At 60.8% G+C, this 14,352-nt stretch carries 13 protein-coding genes; 11 read left to right on the top strand and 2 right to left on the bottom strand.

Annotation, left to right across the window (positions count from 1 at the left end; translation table 11 throughout):
* The first annotated feature begins 85 nt into the window (after positions 1-85).
* On the top strand, positions 86-1,237 hold the full coding sequence (locus L1073_RS08495) for a DcaP family trimeric outer membrane transporter (RefSeq protein WP_246898423.1): 1,152 nt from the start codon (positions 86-88) through the stop codon (positions 1,235-1,237).
* Positions 1,238-1,580: 343 nt separating this feature from the next.
* On the opposite strand, the gene L1073_RS08490 is transcribed toward L1073_RS08495, so the two are convergent.
* Positions 1,581-3,410, bottom strand: a complete 1,830-nt coding sequence (locus tag L1073_RS08490) for a feruloyl-CoA synthase (RefSeq protein WP_246898422.1) — start codon at positions 3,408-3,410, stop codon at positions 1,581-1,583.
* 240 nt (positions 3,411-3,650) lie between these two features.
* Here L1073_RS08490 and L1073_RS08485 point away from each other — a divergent pair, with 240 nt between their 5' ends.
* The 5 genes from L1073_RS08485 (at position 3,651) to L1073_RS08465 (ending at position 7,804) form a co-directional block, all read left to right on the top strand.
* Positions 3,651-4,154 carry a MarR family winged helix-turn-helix transcriptional regulator gene (locus L1073_RS08485; protein WP_246898420.1) on the top strand — a complete coding sequence of 168 codons (504 nt, stop codon included), beginning with the start codon at positions 3,651-3,653 and terminating at the stop codon, positions 4,152-4,154.
* A gap of 135 nt (positions 4,155-4,289) precedes the next feature.
* On the top strand, positions 4,290-4,871 hold the full coding sequence (locus tag L1073_RS08480; protein WP_246898419.1) for a TRAP transporter small permease: 582 nt from the start codon (positions 4,290-4,292) through the stop codon (positions 4,869-4,871).
* Entirely contained in the window at positions 4,868-6,187 is a 1,320-nt protein-coding gene (locus L1073_RS08475) for a TRAP transporter large permease (RefSeq protein ID WP_246898417.1), read from the top strand. Before L1073_RS08480 ends, L1073_RS08475 begins: the two co-directional genes overlap by 4 nt.
* 27 nt (positions 6,188-6,214) lie before the next feature.
* Positions 6,215-6,694, top strand: coding sequence for a DUF3237 domain-containing protein (locus L1073_RS08470; protein ID WP_246898415.1), 480 nt, complete (start codon positions 6,215-6,217; stop codon positions 6,692-6,694).
* 48 nt (positions 6,695-6,742) lie between these two features.
* On the top strand, positions 6,743-7,804 hold the full coding sequence (locus tag L1073_RS08465; RefSeq protein ID WP_246898413.1) for a TRAP transporter substrate-binding protein: 1,062 nt from the start codon (positions 6,743-6,745) through the stop codon (positions 7,802-7,804).
* A 33-nt stretch (positions 7,805-7,837) separates the two neighbouring features.
* On the opposite strand, the gene L1073_RS08460 is transcribed toward L1073_RS08465, so the two are convergent.
* On the bottom strand, positions 7,838-8,332 hold the full coding sequence (locus L1073_RS08460) for a MarR family winged helix-turn-helix transcriptional regulator (protein WP_246898412.1): 495 nt from the start codon (positions 8,330-8,332) through the stop codon (positions 7,838-7,840).
* 91 nt (positions 8,333-8,423) lie between these two features.
* On the opposite strand from L1073_RS08460, the gene L1073_RS08455 reads away from it, so the two are divergent.
* From L1073_RS08455 to L1073_RS08435, 5 genes are all read left to right on the top strand, one after another.
* Positions 8,424-9,254, top strand: coding sequence for a p-hydroxycinnamoyl CoA hydratase/lyase (locus L1073_RS08455; protein WP_246898411.1), 831 nt, complete (start codon positions 8,424-8,426; stop codon positions 9,252-9,254).
* Between the two features lie 116 nt (positions 9,255-9,370).
* Positions 9,371-10,819 carry an aldehyde dehydrogenase gene (locus tag L1073_RS08450; RefSeq protein WP_246898409.1) on the top strand — a complete coding sequence of 483 codons (1,449 nt, stop codon included), beginning with the start codon at positions 9,371-9,373 and terminating at the stop codon, positions 10,817-10,819.
* A gap of 85 nt (positions 10,820-10,904) precedes the next feature.
* Positions 10,905-11,954 (top strand): TRAP transporter substrate-binding protein, encoded by a 1,050-nt coding sequence (locus L1073_RS08445; protein ID WP_246898408.1) that lies wholly within the window; start codon positions 10,905-10,907, stop codon positions 11,952-11,954.
* A gap of 366 nt (positions 11,955-12,320) precedes the next feature.
* Positions 12,321-13,286 carry a sugar kinase gene (locus tag L1073_RS08440; protein WP_246898406.1) on the top strand — a complete coding sequence of 322 codons (966 nt, stop codon included), beginning with the start codon at positions 12,321-12,323 and terminating at the stop codon, positions 13,284-13,286.
* A 41-nt stretch (positions 13,287-13,327) separates the two neighbouring features.
* Positions 13,328-14,305 (top strand): 2-hydroxyacid dehydrogenase, encoded by a 978-nt coding sequence (locus L1073_RS08435; RefSeq protein ID WP_246898404.1) that lies wholly within the window; start codon positions 13,328-13,330, stop codon positions 14,303-14,305.
* Positions 14,306-14,352 lie beyond the last annotated feature (47 nt).

Raw genomic sequence — 14,352 nt, 5'->3', positions numbered from 1 at the left:
CAGCTCACCAATGCGATCCGATATAACAACATTCAAGATGACAAAACTCGCGCTCTGCGTGTCACTCGTTTCAGGCATAGCTGGCGTGGCGACGGCTCCCGCCTATGCCTTCGACGTCGTGGAAGCGGGCCAACCCGTGGTCACCGGCGACCCAAGCCGCGTCGGTCCTCCGTGGAACCATCGCTCGACCATCAACATCCCAGGCACCGAAACCGATATCGCCTTCGGTGGTTATGTCAAGCTCGATATGCTTTACGATTTCGACTATGACCTTGGTAAGGCTACCGACCCTTATGCGGTCATGGATCCATCGAATCGTACCGATGGACGCAGCGACTTCACCGCCTATGAGTCGCGTCTTAACTTCCGTACGCATACCATGACCGACTATGGCCGATTAACGACCTATTTCGAAGGGCATTTCATCCCGGACGGCAAATTCAACCTGCGCCATGCCTATGGCGAACTCAATGGCTTTTTGGCGGGCCGCACCTGGACGAACTTCATGAGTTTCGTGGGCGGTACGCGCACCCTGGCGCTGGGCGATCCTAAAGGTTATGCCTTCGAGCGCCAGGCCCAGTTGCGCTATACCCAGCCACTTGGTGCGGGCAACCTGTCGTTCTCCGTGGAGGACCCGGATACGGTTATCGCACGTGACGACGCAGGCGTTGCCGATGGCGAGAGCCAGCTCCCTGACTTGACGGTGCGCTACGAATACAAACGCCTGTTCGCTCTTTCCGGTGTCGCACGCAAGCTCTCCACCAACAACATCACCAATACCGTGGATGACGAAACCACTGGTTATGGGGTGCAAGCGCAGTTCAACCTGCCCTTTACGCCGATGACCAGCCTGCATGGTAGTGCAACCTACGGCGAAGGTATCGGTAACTACATGGGCAACCCTGGCAATACCGGACACCGCAACGCGCCCGATGTCTATGTCAACGACAATAACGAACTCGAGGCCGTCGAGACGCGCGCCTTCGGCATTTCTCTCAACCATAACTGGACCGACGACTGGTTCAGCTCCATCGGCTTCTCGCGTCTCGATCAAGACCTTCCCGATAGCTATAGTGCCCAGTTCGAGACCATCGACTACACCTTCGCCAACGTGATCTGGGATGTCACCCAACGTCTGGCAGTGGGTCTCGAGTATCAAAACGCCGATGTCGAGCAAATCAACGGCAACTCCGACGATGCCAGCCGACTACAGGCGAGCGCCATCTTCCAGTTCTAGTGTTCTGATAGTGATCGATCGTGATTTTGGCTGGCGTTTCGCCAGCCTTTTTCATTATGTAAAACACTATCCCTACCCAAAGGCATCCCTAAAACATACAAAAAATCCACTATATGGCACGCATAATTCCATAGTAATTATCCATACCGCCACGCAAAACTCCCTAAATATACAGGGCTTAATTCCGCGTAAAATACGTCTCACTGACAGAATATTACTGATTAAAAGCACCAGCTTTTATACCACCGGCAAGGGAAAAGCCACGCAATGACTGTGGCGTTATCAGGTGTATTCCAGGAGCACGGCCGGCGCTTGGCGTCTTGGCCGGCCCGTCTAACGCCCCCTATTGGGTTTGGGGGGCAGGTAGCACTACGCGCGCATCGTGAGGAGCGTCGGCATAGAGTGTGTCGACGAGATCGGCATAACGTTCGCGCACCAGCCGCTGATTGACCGACCCCTTGTCGGTCAACTCGCCGCGATCGACCGAAAGCGGCGTATCCAGAATCAACAGGCGTTCCAGACACGTAGAGCTCGACTGCCCTCGACGACAGGAGGCCAGGCGTTGTGCGAACCATTGGTGCAAGGTGGCGTCGTACGCCAGGTCACCCAGCGATGACGTCGCAGCACCTGTATGCTGTGCGCACGCCGGGACGTTCAGCACCACCAACCCGGCGAGATAGCCACGCCCTTCACCGGCGATCACCACGTCCTGCACCAGCGGAGCGAAGTGCTCGATGAGCTGTAATCGCAAGATACCCACATTGACCCAGGTACCCGTCACCAGTTTGAAATTCTCACTCAAGCGACCATCGAAGATCAGCCCGCGCTCGGGGTACTCAGGATCGGCGAGTCGCATCGCATCCCCGGTACAATAATAACCTTCGTCATCGAATGCTTCGGCGGTACGTTCGGCGTCGCGCCAATAGCCGGGCGTGACATTGAGCCCCTTGAGACGTGCTTCCCATTTGTCATCCGTCGCCACCAGCTTGAGCGACATCCCCGGCACGGGCTGACCGATCAGGCCCGGTGTACCACTGGCCTCCGTGGTGCAGAACGCCAGGCATGCCTCGGTGGATCCAAGCCCCGTCAGCATGGGCACGGGGCGTCCACATGCCTGCTCGCCGAAGGTATCCAGCGCCTCGCGCACGTGAACGGGCAACACGGCCCCACCGAAGTGCATCATCTCGAGATCGCGGAAGAACGCCGTGCGTAACGCCTCATCGTCACGTAAATGCTCGACCAGCGCCTCGAAGCCCTTGGGTACGTTGCAGTAGAACGTCGGCGACACCTCGCGCAGGTTATCCACCGTGCGTCGCACGCCATCCGCCGTCGGATTGCCGTCATCGATGTACAGCGATCCCCCATTATGGATCGTCATGCCGAGGATCGTGTTGCCGCCAAAGGTGTGATGCCAGGGTAGCCAGTCCACCAACACCGGCTTGTGCCGAGACAGGAAATCCAGACGTTTCTCGAGCATGGCCTGGTTGCTGCACAGCATGCGTTGGGTGTTGATCACTGCCTTGGGCATGCCGGTCGAGCCTGACGTAAACAGCAATTTGGCGACGCTATCCGGCGTGACGCAGGCATGAGCGTCATCGACCTCGGCCCGTGCCGGCGTCGCCGCCAGTGTCTCGAACGCCAGCGCTCGCTGAGTCGGCAGCGTCGCTACGCAGGTCACCTGCTCATCGCAAACGGCCGCCAGAGCTGCGCCAAAGCGAGCTTCGTCGTCGACAAAGATGAGCCCTGGGGTCACGAGATCGACGACATGGCGAAGCTTGACGAAATCTTCCGAGAGCAGGGCATAGGACGGTGATACCGGCACATAGGGGATGCCTACATGCATGGCGGCGCACGCCAGCAACGCATGCTCGATACTGTTACCTGAAAGCACCACGACGGGACGCGCCGGGGACAAGCCGTAATCCAGCAGCGCTTGTGCCAGACGGGTCACCCGCGGCATCGCTTCACCGAAGGTCAGCTTCCGCCAGGCACGCTGCGCCCCTTCGCGTTCGGCCAGAAACGTTGTCGACGGCGTCTCGCGTGCCCAGTGCGCGAGGCGCTGGGTCATGCAACGAGGGTAATCCGGCACCTCACCACCGTATAGTCGATACGCCTGCGCGAACGCATCGCTCTCGGAACGGGGCGAAGACCGGTTACCGGAAGGGGACGACATGAAAGGCGCTCCATTAGTCTGTGATTAAACTTGTTATTCAGCGATACGTTCTTCACTAACAACGTGATAGACATAGTTATAATAGGTAACTATTTTTTTGACTAGACGCACCGCATGAGACTTTAGGTGCACACAAGCGCCCATTAGTCGACGGTATTGCCTATCCACACCGATATCGTAAACAATGCATTCAGAATATAGTTTCTACTATTAACTATGGTATCGAAGAAGGAACCCCCGATGACGACATCCAAGAAAACGCCCTCCCCGGAGCAAACACCCCTCGAGGAAGCCTACCCAACCACGGTCACAGGATTAGTGCTCGAGGAACGTCTTGGCTATGCCCTGAGACGGGCGCAGCTCAAGGTCTTCAAGCACTTCGACGAGGCCATGCGCGAGCATGACATTCGCCCGGCACAGTTCTCCTCGCTGGTAGTCATCGAGGGCTATCCGGGCGTGACGCAATCCAATCTTGCCCAGACATTGAGTATCGATCCGCCGCGAGTCGTTAGCTTGATTAATGGTCTTGAAGAGCGTGGCTTGGCATTGCGGGTACGCTGCAAGCGCGACCGTCGCTCGCACGGCATCTTCCTCACCAAGACCGGCGAGGCACTCGTCGAGCGCTTGAAAGGACTGGCGGAGCAAAGTGATTTAGAAGCGACTCAATCACTTAGCGAAATAGAGCGGCGTCAATTATTGACCTTGCTGCGTAAAGTCTATGCCTCCGAGGAAGGTGGCGACTAATCCTTTAGCCGCAATTTTAGGCAAATTGAAGCGACATGGCTTGCACACCCACTCAAGGACAATTAATTATACAAAGCAACTAAAACAAGACATCCCTCGCCTTGGCCGATCCACGCAACCTATAAAGATATAATCATGAGCAGCCTAGCGACGACATCCAACGCCAGCATCACCTGCCTACGCCGAGGCCTCGAAACGGCCTGTCGGCTCGCCGCGATCATCGGTGGCTTGATCGTCGCGGCGCTCTCACTGATGACGGTGATCAGCATTGCTGGACGCTGGATATCCAGCCTGCCACTGATCAGCGACTTGTCGGCCCTGAGCTGGGTCGGCCCCATCACCGGCGACTACGAACTCGTCGAAATCGGCACGGCCATCGCCGTGTTCCTGTTCTTGCCGTACTGCCATCTGCGCGGTGGCCACGTCACGGTGGATCTGCTGGTCATGCGCGCGCCGCTGGGCGTGCAGCGCTTTCTCGCCGTTCTCACGGAGGCCTTGTTCCTCGTCGTTTCATGCCTGATGACATGGCGGCTTTATCACGGCCTGCTCGACAAGCACCGTTACATGGAAACCAGCATGCTGCTGGGTATCCCGCTGTGGTGGGGGTATATCGCCGGCATCGTCGGTTTCACCCTGCTCTCGCTAGTCTGTCTATACCGGCTCTTGTCCACGTTCTCGAACGATACCGCCCCCGCGACACAAGGAGATGCCTCATGACGCCTCTTACTCTGGGCGCAGGCGGCTTCGTCTTGTTGCTGGCCATGATGGGCGCCCGTATACCCATCGGCCTCGCCATGCTGGTTATCGGCGCAGTGGGCTCGATGCTGGTCACGGGACCGATGGGTATCCTCAATGCCCTGAAGACACTGCCCTACGAGCACTTTTCCAGCCACACGCTGTCAATCATTCCCCTCTTTCTGTTGATGGGACAATTCGCAGCACGCGCCGGGCTATCACGCGCCATGTTTCAGGCCGCCAACGACTGGCTGGGCCATCGTCGCGGTGGCCTCGCCATGTCGACGGTGGGCGCCTGCGGTGCCTTCGGCGCCATTTGCGGCTCCTCGCTGGCAACTGCCGCGACCATGACGCAAGTCGCGCTACCGGAAATGGAGCGTCAAGGCTATCGCGGTAGTCTAGCCACCGGCGCGTTGGCCGCAGGCGGGACGCTGGGCATTCTGATCCCGCCCTCCGTGGTATTGGTCATCTACGCGATCCTTGCCGAACAGAACATCAACGAGATGTTCGCCGCCGCCTTGATCCCCGGCATCCTTGCCGCGCTCAGTTACATGGTGGCGATCTCACTGTTCGTGCGCTTTTTCCCGGATAGCGCCCCAAGCAAGGCCAAGGCATCGTCTGGCGAGCGTTGGCGTTCGCTGCTCGAGGTATGGCCCGGTGCAGCGATATTCATCATCGTGATCGGCGGCATTTACACAGGAATTTTCACGCCCACCGAAGCCGCCGCCGTCGGTGCCGCCGCCACCGGGCTGCTAGCCGTCATCCGCGGCGGGCTGCGCTGGGAAGGGCTGCGTGAGAGCCTCCTCGACACGGCCGTCACCTCGGCGATGATCTTCTTCATCGTCCTCGGGGCCAGCGTGTTCAACAGCTTCCTCGCCCTGACGCAATTGCCGCAAATCACGGCGGGCTGGATCGTGGGCCTGGAAATCAGCCCCTGGATCGTCCTGGCGGGCATTCTGCTGTGCTACCTGGTCCTGGGTTGTTTCATGGACAGTTTGTCGATGATCTTGCTCACCGTGCCCATTTTCCTCCCCATCGTGACGGGCATGGATTTCGGCATGCCTCCCGGCGACGTGGCGATCTGGTTCGGCATCCTGGCATTGGTCGTCGTGGAAGTGGGGATGATCACACCACCGGTGGGACTGAATATCTTCATCATCCACTCCATGGCGCCCCACGTACCGCTGACCGAAACCTTCAAGGGCATCCTGCCATTCCTGGCGGCAGACGTGCTGCGCATCATCATGCTGGTGGTTTTCCCGTCCATCACATTGGGTTTCGTCTACTGGCTTTATTGATGTCACCACACCGTTCAAGGAGCCCACATGATGTCGTCCACTAACCCGCTTCGCACGCCCACGCTGGATTTCATCGCCCGCCTGACGGTGGACGTCGCCTCGCCCTGGGAACTGGGCGAGAGCGCACACGGCCAGCGTCGCTTCATCGCCATCACCGGCGGCGACGTGACCGGCGAGGGGCTCAATGGCCGTATTCTCGCCGCGGGCGGCGACTGGCAAACGATACGTCCGGATGGCGTGGCTGAACTATACGCACGCTATTTCCTGGAAACCGACGACGGCGAGCGCATCGAGGTAGAAAACACGGGCTTTCGCCACGGCCCGCCAGCCGTCATGCAGCGGCTAAGAGACGGAGAGGCCGTGCCGCCCGAGGACTACTACTTCCACACCGCGCCGCGCTTTTTCACCACCAGCACGCGGCTGGAGTGGCTCAACCGGACGTTGTTTCTGGGCAGCGCGGCACGCACCAAAGACAACGTGGTCATCGACCTTTTCGCCGTCGGCTAATCCATTGCCACCCAGCGTCATACAACAACCACAATGAGGCACCTCGCCATGACCCAACACGCCACTTCACACCTGCGTCGCTTCGTAATGACCACTGCGGCAGCACTCTCGATCGCTGCTGCCAGCCAGGCCCAAGCCCAAGAGACCGAATACACTCTGCGGCTGCATCATTTCTTCCCCGCCTCGGCGCCCGTGCACCAGGAGTATTTCATCCCCTGGAAAGAGGCCATCGAAGAAGAATCCAATGGACGTATAGAGGTGCAGCTCTATCCTTCCATGCAGCTCGGCGGCACGCCGCCCTCACTCTACGATCAAGCCAAGGACGGCCAGGTGGACATCATCTGGACCGTGCTGGGTTACAACTCGGGGCGTTTCCCCAAGGCGGAAGTCTTCGACCTGCCTTTCCTGCCAACCTCGGGTGCCGCGACGAGTCAGGCCGCACATGAATACGCCATGACACACATGCAGGACGAACTCGAGGGTATGCACCCTATCGCTGTGCACACCCATAGTCCTGGCGCACTGCATACCAAAGAGACCCGCATCGAATCCCTCGAGGATATCGAGGGCCTCAAGATGCGCGGCCCCAGCCGGCTGGTAAACCGCTACCTGGCCAAGCTCGGCGCCGAGCCCATCGGTATGCCGGTGGCCCAGGCATTGGAGGCGTTATCACGCGGCGTGCTCGACGGCACGGTGATTCCCTTCGAAGCTATCACCGCCATGGGGCTCGCCGATATCACCACCGAACACACTATCTTCAGCGGTGATCGGGCGCTCTACACCACGATGATGATCGTGGCCATGAACCAGGACAAATACGACGCCCTGCCCGATGACCTGCAAGCCGTCATCGATGCGCACTCCGGAAGCCGCGAGGCGTATCAGATCGGTCAGATCATGGACCGTGCCGACCACCGCCAAATCCTGGCCATTCAGAGTGGCGAGCAACCGGGCACGATCACCCGCCTGGAAAGCGAAGAAACCGCCCGCTGGCAGGCGGTTGGTCAAGAGGTCGTGGATGACTGGATCGCCGAGGCCGACGCCAAAGGGCTCGACGGTCAAGCGCTCTACGACAGCGCCACGCAACTCGTCAACGAATACACACGCTGACCCGTGGCAGGAAAGGCAATGCCGGTCGAGCCGTTATTCAGGCTCGACCAGGCCGGCCCCCAAGGCTTTAAGGGAGGACTTGAGATGACGCTGAAATGCATTCCGCTGCGCCTCGCTCAGGCTCTCGAGCATGTGGCCTTCGAGTGCCATGACCGCACGGTCGCACTCGGCCAGCGTTTGCTGTCCGGCCTCGGTCATGCGGATCTGGATGATGCGCCCGTGGTGCGGATCGGGGTGTCGCTCGACGAGCCCCTTGGTCTCCATGGCCTTGACCATTTCATTGGCCGCCTGCGGCGATACCAAGGACTTCTCGGCCAGCTGCGAATTGGACTGTGGACTGCGTCGCGCCAAGACGGAAAGTGCCGTGTATTGCTGCATGGTCAAGCCCAGCGGATGCACGGCCTCGCTGATATGGCGACGCAATGCGCGATCGAGACGCCCGATCAGATAGGCGACACGCACCGTTTCCGGCGCGCCATCAACAGAGGAGCTCGCGTCATGCGAGGCCTGCGGTTCAACTTTGGTCATAGGGATTTCCTCTTTGCAAGCGCAGCATAGCGCACTATGATGGAAACGGTAAATATCAACTTACTTGACAATTAATTGACAGGAAAATGCGATGAGCGACTATACAGACCGCTGGCAGACCGTGAAGGTCGACGTCGAGGACGGCATTGCTTGGGTGGCGCTCAACCGCCCCGACAAGCGCAACGCCATGAGCCCCACGCTCAACCGTGAAATGATTGATGTGCTCGAAACCATCGAACTGGACCAGGACGCCCACGTGCTCGTGCTGACCGGCGAAGGTGAAGCCTTCTCCGCCGGCATGGACCTCAAGGAATACTTCCGCGAGATCGACGCCAGCCCCGAGATCGTGCAGGTCAAGGTCCGCCGCGACGCTTCCACCTGGCAATGGAAACTGCTGCGTCACTACGCCAAGCCCACCATCGCCATGGTCAACGGCTGGTGCTTCGGCGGCGCCTTTTCGCCGTTGGTTGCCTGCGATTTGGCGATCGCCGCCGACGAATCGGTGTTCGGGCTCTCCGAAATCAACTGGGGCATTCCTCCGGGCAACCTGGTGAGCAAAGCCATGGCCGATACCGTGGGCCATCGCCAGGCGCTTTATTACATCATGACCGGCGAGACCTTCACGGGTCCTCAGGCGGCAGACATGGGCCTGGTCAACAAGAGCGTACCGCGGGCCGAACTACGCGAGGCCACCAAGACGCTGGCAGCCACGCTGCGCGACAAGAACCCCGTCGTCCTGCGTGCCGCCAAGACCGGCTTCAAGATGTCCCGCGAGTTGACCTGGGAGCAAAACGAGGAATATCTCTACGCCAAGCTGGACCAGGCGCAACAGCTCGATCCGGAACATGGCCGCGAGCAAGGCCTCAAGCAGTTCCTCGACGACAAGAGCATCAAGCCCGGGCTGGAAAGCTACCACCGCTGACAGGCGCGAGGGCACGGTGGCGTTCACTCGCAAGACGCCGCCGCGCCCGCTGGCGATATCAGCATGCCGCCCAGCCCTGAACGTCATATCGCTTCGACAACAACAAGGGGAGTCTCATGGATCTTGCGCTACTCATCGGCGGCAAACATCGCACCGCCCAGAACAACGCGACCTTCGAGCGTCGCAACCCACTGCATGAACATGTCGTGACGCGCGCCGCTGCAGCCTCGGTGGAAGATACCCGGCATGCCGCCGAGGCAGCGTCTCAGGCGTTTCCCGCCTGGTCGCAGACCGGCCCCGGCGAGCGCCGTGCCAAGTTGCTCGCGGCCGCCGACGCCATGGAAGCCCGCCAGGACGACTTCATCGCACGCATGGTCGATGAAACCGGCGCCACGCCGGGCTGGGCCGGGTTCAACGTCATGGTCGCCGCCAACATGTTGCGTGAGGCCGCCTCGCTGACGACGCAAGTCGGCGGCGATGTGATTCCCTCCAACGTTCCCGACAGCCTGGCCATGGGCGTGCGCGTGCCATGTGGCGTGGTCGTCGGCATCGCGCCCTGGAACGCGCCGATCATTCTCGGCACGCGGGCCATCGCCACGCCTTTGGCATGCGGCAACACGGTCATTCTCAAAGCTTCCGAGCAATGCCCGGCGACCCATCACCTGATCGGCGAAGTGCTCGTCGAGGCGGGCCTGGGCGACGGCATCGTCAATGTGGTGACCAATGCGCCGCCGCAAGCTGCCGACGTCGTCGAGGCGCTGATCGAGCATCCCGCTGTGCGTCGCATCAACTTCACCGGTTCCACGCAGGTCGGACGCATCATCGCTGAGAAGGCCGCGCACCATCTCAAGCCCGTGCTACTGGAACTCGGTGGTAAAGCGCCGTTCGTGGTGCTCGAGGATGCTGATCTGGACGCCGCTGTCGAGGCCGCTGCCTTCGGAGCCTTCTTCAACCAGGGCCAGATCTGCATGTCCACCGAGCGACTGATCGTCGTCGACGCCGTGGCCGATGCCTTCGTCGAGAAGCTGGCGAAAAAAGCCGCCAGTCTGAAGGCCGGCGATCCTCGTGAAGACGGCAATCCGCTGGGCACGCTGATCAATCGCGAGGCCGGGGAAAAGCTCAATGGCCTGCTCGACGACGCCCAGCAGCACGGCGCCCGCCTGGCCTGCGGCGGCAAGGCCGAGGGCGTGATCATGCAGCCCACCGTGGTCGATGGTGTCACCGAGGCCATGCGCCTCTACGCCGAAGAGTCGTTCGGCCCCGTAGTGGCCATGATGCGCGTCAAGGACGAAGAAGATGCCCTGCGGGTCGCCAACGACAGCGAGTACGGCCTCTCTGCAGCGGTCTTCAGCCGCGACACGGCACGCGCCATGCGTGTCGCCCAACGTATCGAATCGGGCATTTGCCACATCAACGGCGCCACCGTACACGACGAGCCACAGATGCCGTTCGGCGGCGTCAAATCAAGCGGTTACGGGCGCTTCGGCGGCAAGGCTGGCATTGAGGAATTCACCGAGCTGCGCTGGATGACCATGCAGCTCGGGCCCCGGCACTATCCCATCTAGGGAAACACAGCATAAATGTCTGCGCAGGCGGACACGCCTCTAGACATCGCGCACTGGCACGCCAACACCCCCCATGGAGCTTAAGATGATGACAACAAAACATACGCTCGCCGGTCTTGTTCTCCTCAGCGGCATCACCCTGGCCGGCACTGGCCAGGCACAAGACACCGTGACACTGCGTCTTCACCACTTCGCGGCGCCCACCACCCCGGTTCAGACGCAGTATCTGGAACCCTGGGCGAAACGCGTCGAGGAGCAATCCGATGGCGCCATCAAGGTCGAGATTTTCCCCGCCATGCAGCTCGGCGGATCGGCCAACTCGCTTTACGATCAGGCCAAGGACGGTGTCGTCGACATCGCCTGGACGCTGTTGAGCTACACGCCGAACCGCTTTCCGGAATCCGAAGCCTTCGATCAGCCCTTCCTGCCGACCACGGGTGAAGCCACCAGCATGGCGGCACATGAATTCGCCATGGAACATATGCAGGACGATTTCGAAGGCGTTCACCCCATCGCTGTCTTCGCCCATAGCCCGGGCAAGCTCCACACCAAAGATGTCAGCGTGCACGATATCGATGATATCGACGGCTTGGCCATTCGCGCTCCTTCCAAAACCATGAACCGCTATTTCACCCGGCTCGGCGCCAAGTCCGTGGGCATGCCCATGCCGCAAATACCCGAGGCGATCTCGCGTGGCGTGATCGACGGCCTGACACTGCCCTTCGAGAGCGCCTCCGCCCTGGGCGTGCTGGATGTCGCCCAGAACCATACTTTCTTCGACGGTGAGCATGGTCTATACACGGCGATGATGGTGCTGGCAATGAACCAGGACAAATACGATAGCCTGTCGCCCGAACTGCAGAAGGTCATCGACGACAACGCCGGCATCCAGGAAGCCCAGCAAATCGGCCACGTCATGGACGAGGCGGAGCAAGCCGCCATCGACGACATCGCGGCTCGCGACGAAGGCCAGATGATCCATATCGCCGAAGCAGATCAGGGTGAGTGGAAAGCGGCCGCCGACAAGACCATCGACGAGTGGATCGCGGACATGGACGCAGAAGGCTACGACGGCCAGCAGCTCTACGACGACGCCAACCAGCTGGTCGACAAGTACACCAAGCAAACGCAATAAACGCCCATGCGCGGGGCAAAACGCCCCGCGCAGTGTCATACCTTTCGCTTTCCTTTAACGCCTCTTTCGTCTCCCTCCCGACCAAAGTCTAGATACATTCGATTGTCGTGATGCCCCAGTGTTTCTATGATGGAGCTTTCCCATCGACGATCGCTCGCCCCGTCGCAACGCCGACACCATGCCCTCGGCAACCGTTTTATCAGCTTCTTTCAGAGGGTGTTTACAAAACAGGCGAGCGACGTCAAGACAAGGCAAAACCGACCGAAAACACGGAGTTTACATGGGGTAAATGAGTATTTTGAGGTCGATTTTAACGCCGAATTGTCGAGCGCAGTCCTTTTGTAAACACCCTCTCAGGATCTTGTCATGACCGATTCCACTACGCCGGACGTCCTGACCTTCGGTGAAGCGATGACGCTGTTCATCGCCGAAACCCCGGGCGAGCTGGCCGAGGTCGAGCGCTTCCAGCGACGCATTGCCGGCGCCGATACCAATGTCGCCATCGGCCTGGCACGGCTGGCCTTTCACGTCGCCTGGATCAGCCGCGTCGGTGACGATGGTTTTGGCACCTTCATCCGTCGCACGCTCGAAAGCGAGGGTCTCGACTGCCGCTACCTGAGTACCGATGCCGAACATCCCACCGGCCTGGTCTTCAAGGAACGCGCCGAACACGGTGAGGATCCCAAGGTGGCCTATTACCGCCGCGGCAGCGCCGCCAGCCACCTGGGTGTGGCCGACGTCGGCGACCTCGACTTCCAGGGGGTGCGCCACCTGCACGCCACCGGCTTGCCGCCGGCCTTGTCGCCGAGCACGCGCGAGCTCGCCTTTCACATGCTGGAACGCGCCCGCGAGACCGGCCTCACGATCAGCTTCGATCCCAACCTGCGGCCCTCGCTGTGGAACAGCGAAGCCGAGATGCGCGAGACCCTCAATGCGCTGGCTGCGCATGCCGACTGGGTGCTGCCAGGCCTCGCCGAAGGGCAACGCCTGACCGGTCTCGATAACGCGCACGACATCGCCGGCTATTATCTCGACCGAGGCGCCAGTGGGGTCATCGTCAAGCTCGGCCCGGAAGGCAGCTACGTGCGCACGGCGGACGATGCTGGCATGGTGAAGGGCGTGGCGGCGGCCCACGTCGTCGATACCGTGGGTGCCGGCGACGGCTTCGCGGTGGGCGTGATCAGCGCCTTGCTCGACGGGTGCTCGCCACGCCAGGCCGCGCATCGCGGCAATCTCATCGGTGCCGAACAGGTTCAGGTCGTCGGCGACATGGAAGGCCTGCCGCACCGGACCCGACTGCGCGACCTGGAAGCCGCACACCCAATGGCGTGACGACACGCCACCATGCTGTATTTCACGATCAGGAGTCCTGCATGACCAAGCGCATCCTCGCCTTCGGGCGACTCAAGCCGCATCATCTCGACCAATTGCGCGCACACTTCCACGTCGATTATTTCGACCATCTGGCAAGCGCCGACGACCCCGCCTTTCGTGAAGCGCTGAGCGACGCGCACGGCCTGCTGGGCGCCAGCCTGCCGATCACCTCCGAGCTGCTCGATAGCGCCCCGCACCTGGAAGCCATCTCGAGCATCTCGGTGGGGGTCGACAACTACCCCGTGGACGAGCTGACCCGGCGCCACATCTTGCTCTGCCACACCCCGGATGTACTCACCGAAACCACTGCGGACACCGGCTTCCTGCTGATCATGGCCAGCGCCCGCCGCGCGGTGGAGCTCGCCAACATGGTCAAGCAAGGCCAATGGACGAGCAGTATCGGCGAGCCTCACTTCGGCACCGATGTCCACGGCAAGACGCTGGGCATGATCGGCTTCGGGCGCATCGGTCAGGCTATCGCGCGGCGTGGCGCGCTGGGCTTCGGCATGCAAGTGCTCTACACCCATGCCTCGCCCAAGCCGGCATTGGAAAAAGAGCTCGGCGCGACGCACTGCGACTTCGGCGCCTTGCTCGAACAGGCCGACTTCGTCTGCGTCAATGTGCCACTGACAGCCGAGACCACCGGCTTGATCGACGCGGACGTGCTCAAGCGCATGAAGTCCTCGGCGATCCTGATTAACATCGCCCGCGGCAAGGTAGTCGACGAACAAGCGCTGATCGAGGCGCTCTCCAGCGGTGAGATCCACGCCGCAGGGCTGGATGTCTTCGCCCAGGAACCGCTGCCTGCCGACTCACCGCTCACGCGGATGGATAACGTCGTCACCCTGCCGCATATCGGCTCGGCCACGCATGAAACGCGCGAGGCCATGGCCCAGCGCGCCGTCGACAACGTCATCGCCGCCCTAGAGGGCCAGCAACCGCCGAGCCCCTACAACGACGTCGCACCACGCGGCTGACGCCTCTCCCATATGCCGCGCCACCTCCCTTCACACGCCTGCGCCTC

The organism is Chromohalobacter nigrandesensis (assembly GCF_023061285.1).
Classification (GTDB): domain Bacteria; phylum Pseudomonadota; class Gammaproteobacteria; order Pseudomonadales; family Halomonadaceae; genus Chromohalobacter; species Chromohalobacter nigrandesensis.
Note: the sequence above shows the minus strand (reverse complement) of the source record. Positions and strands in the feature narration are given on the sequence as shown.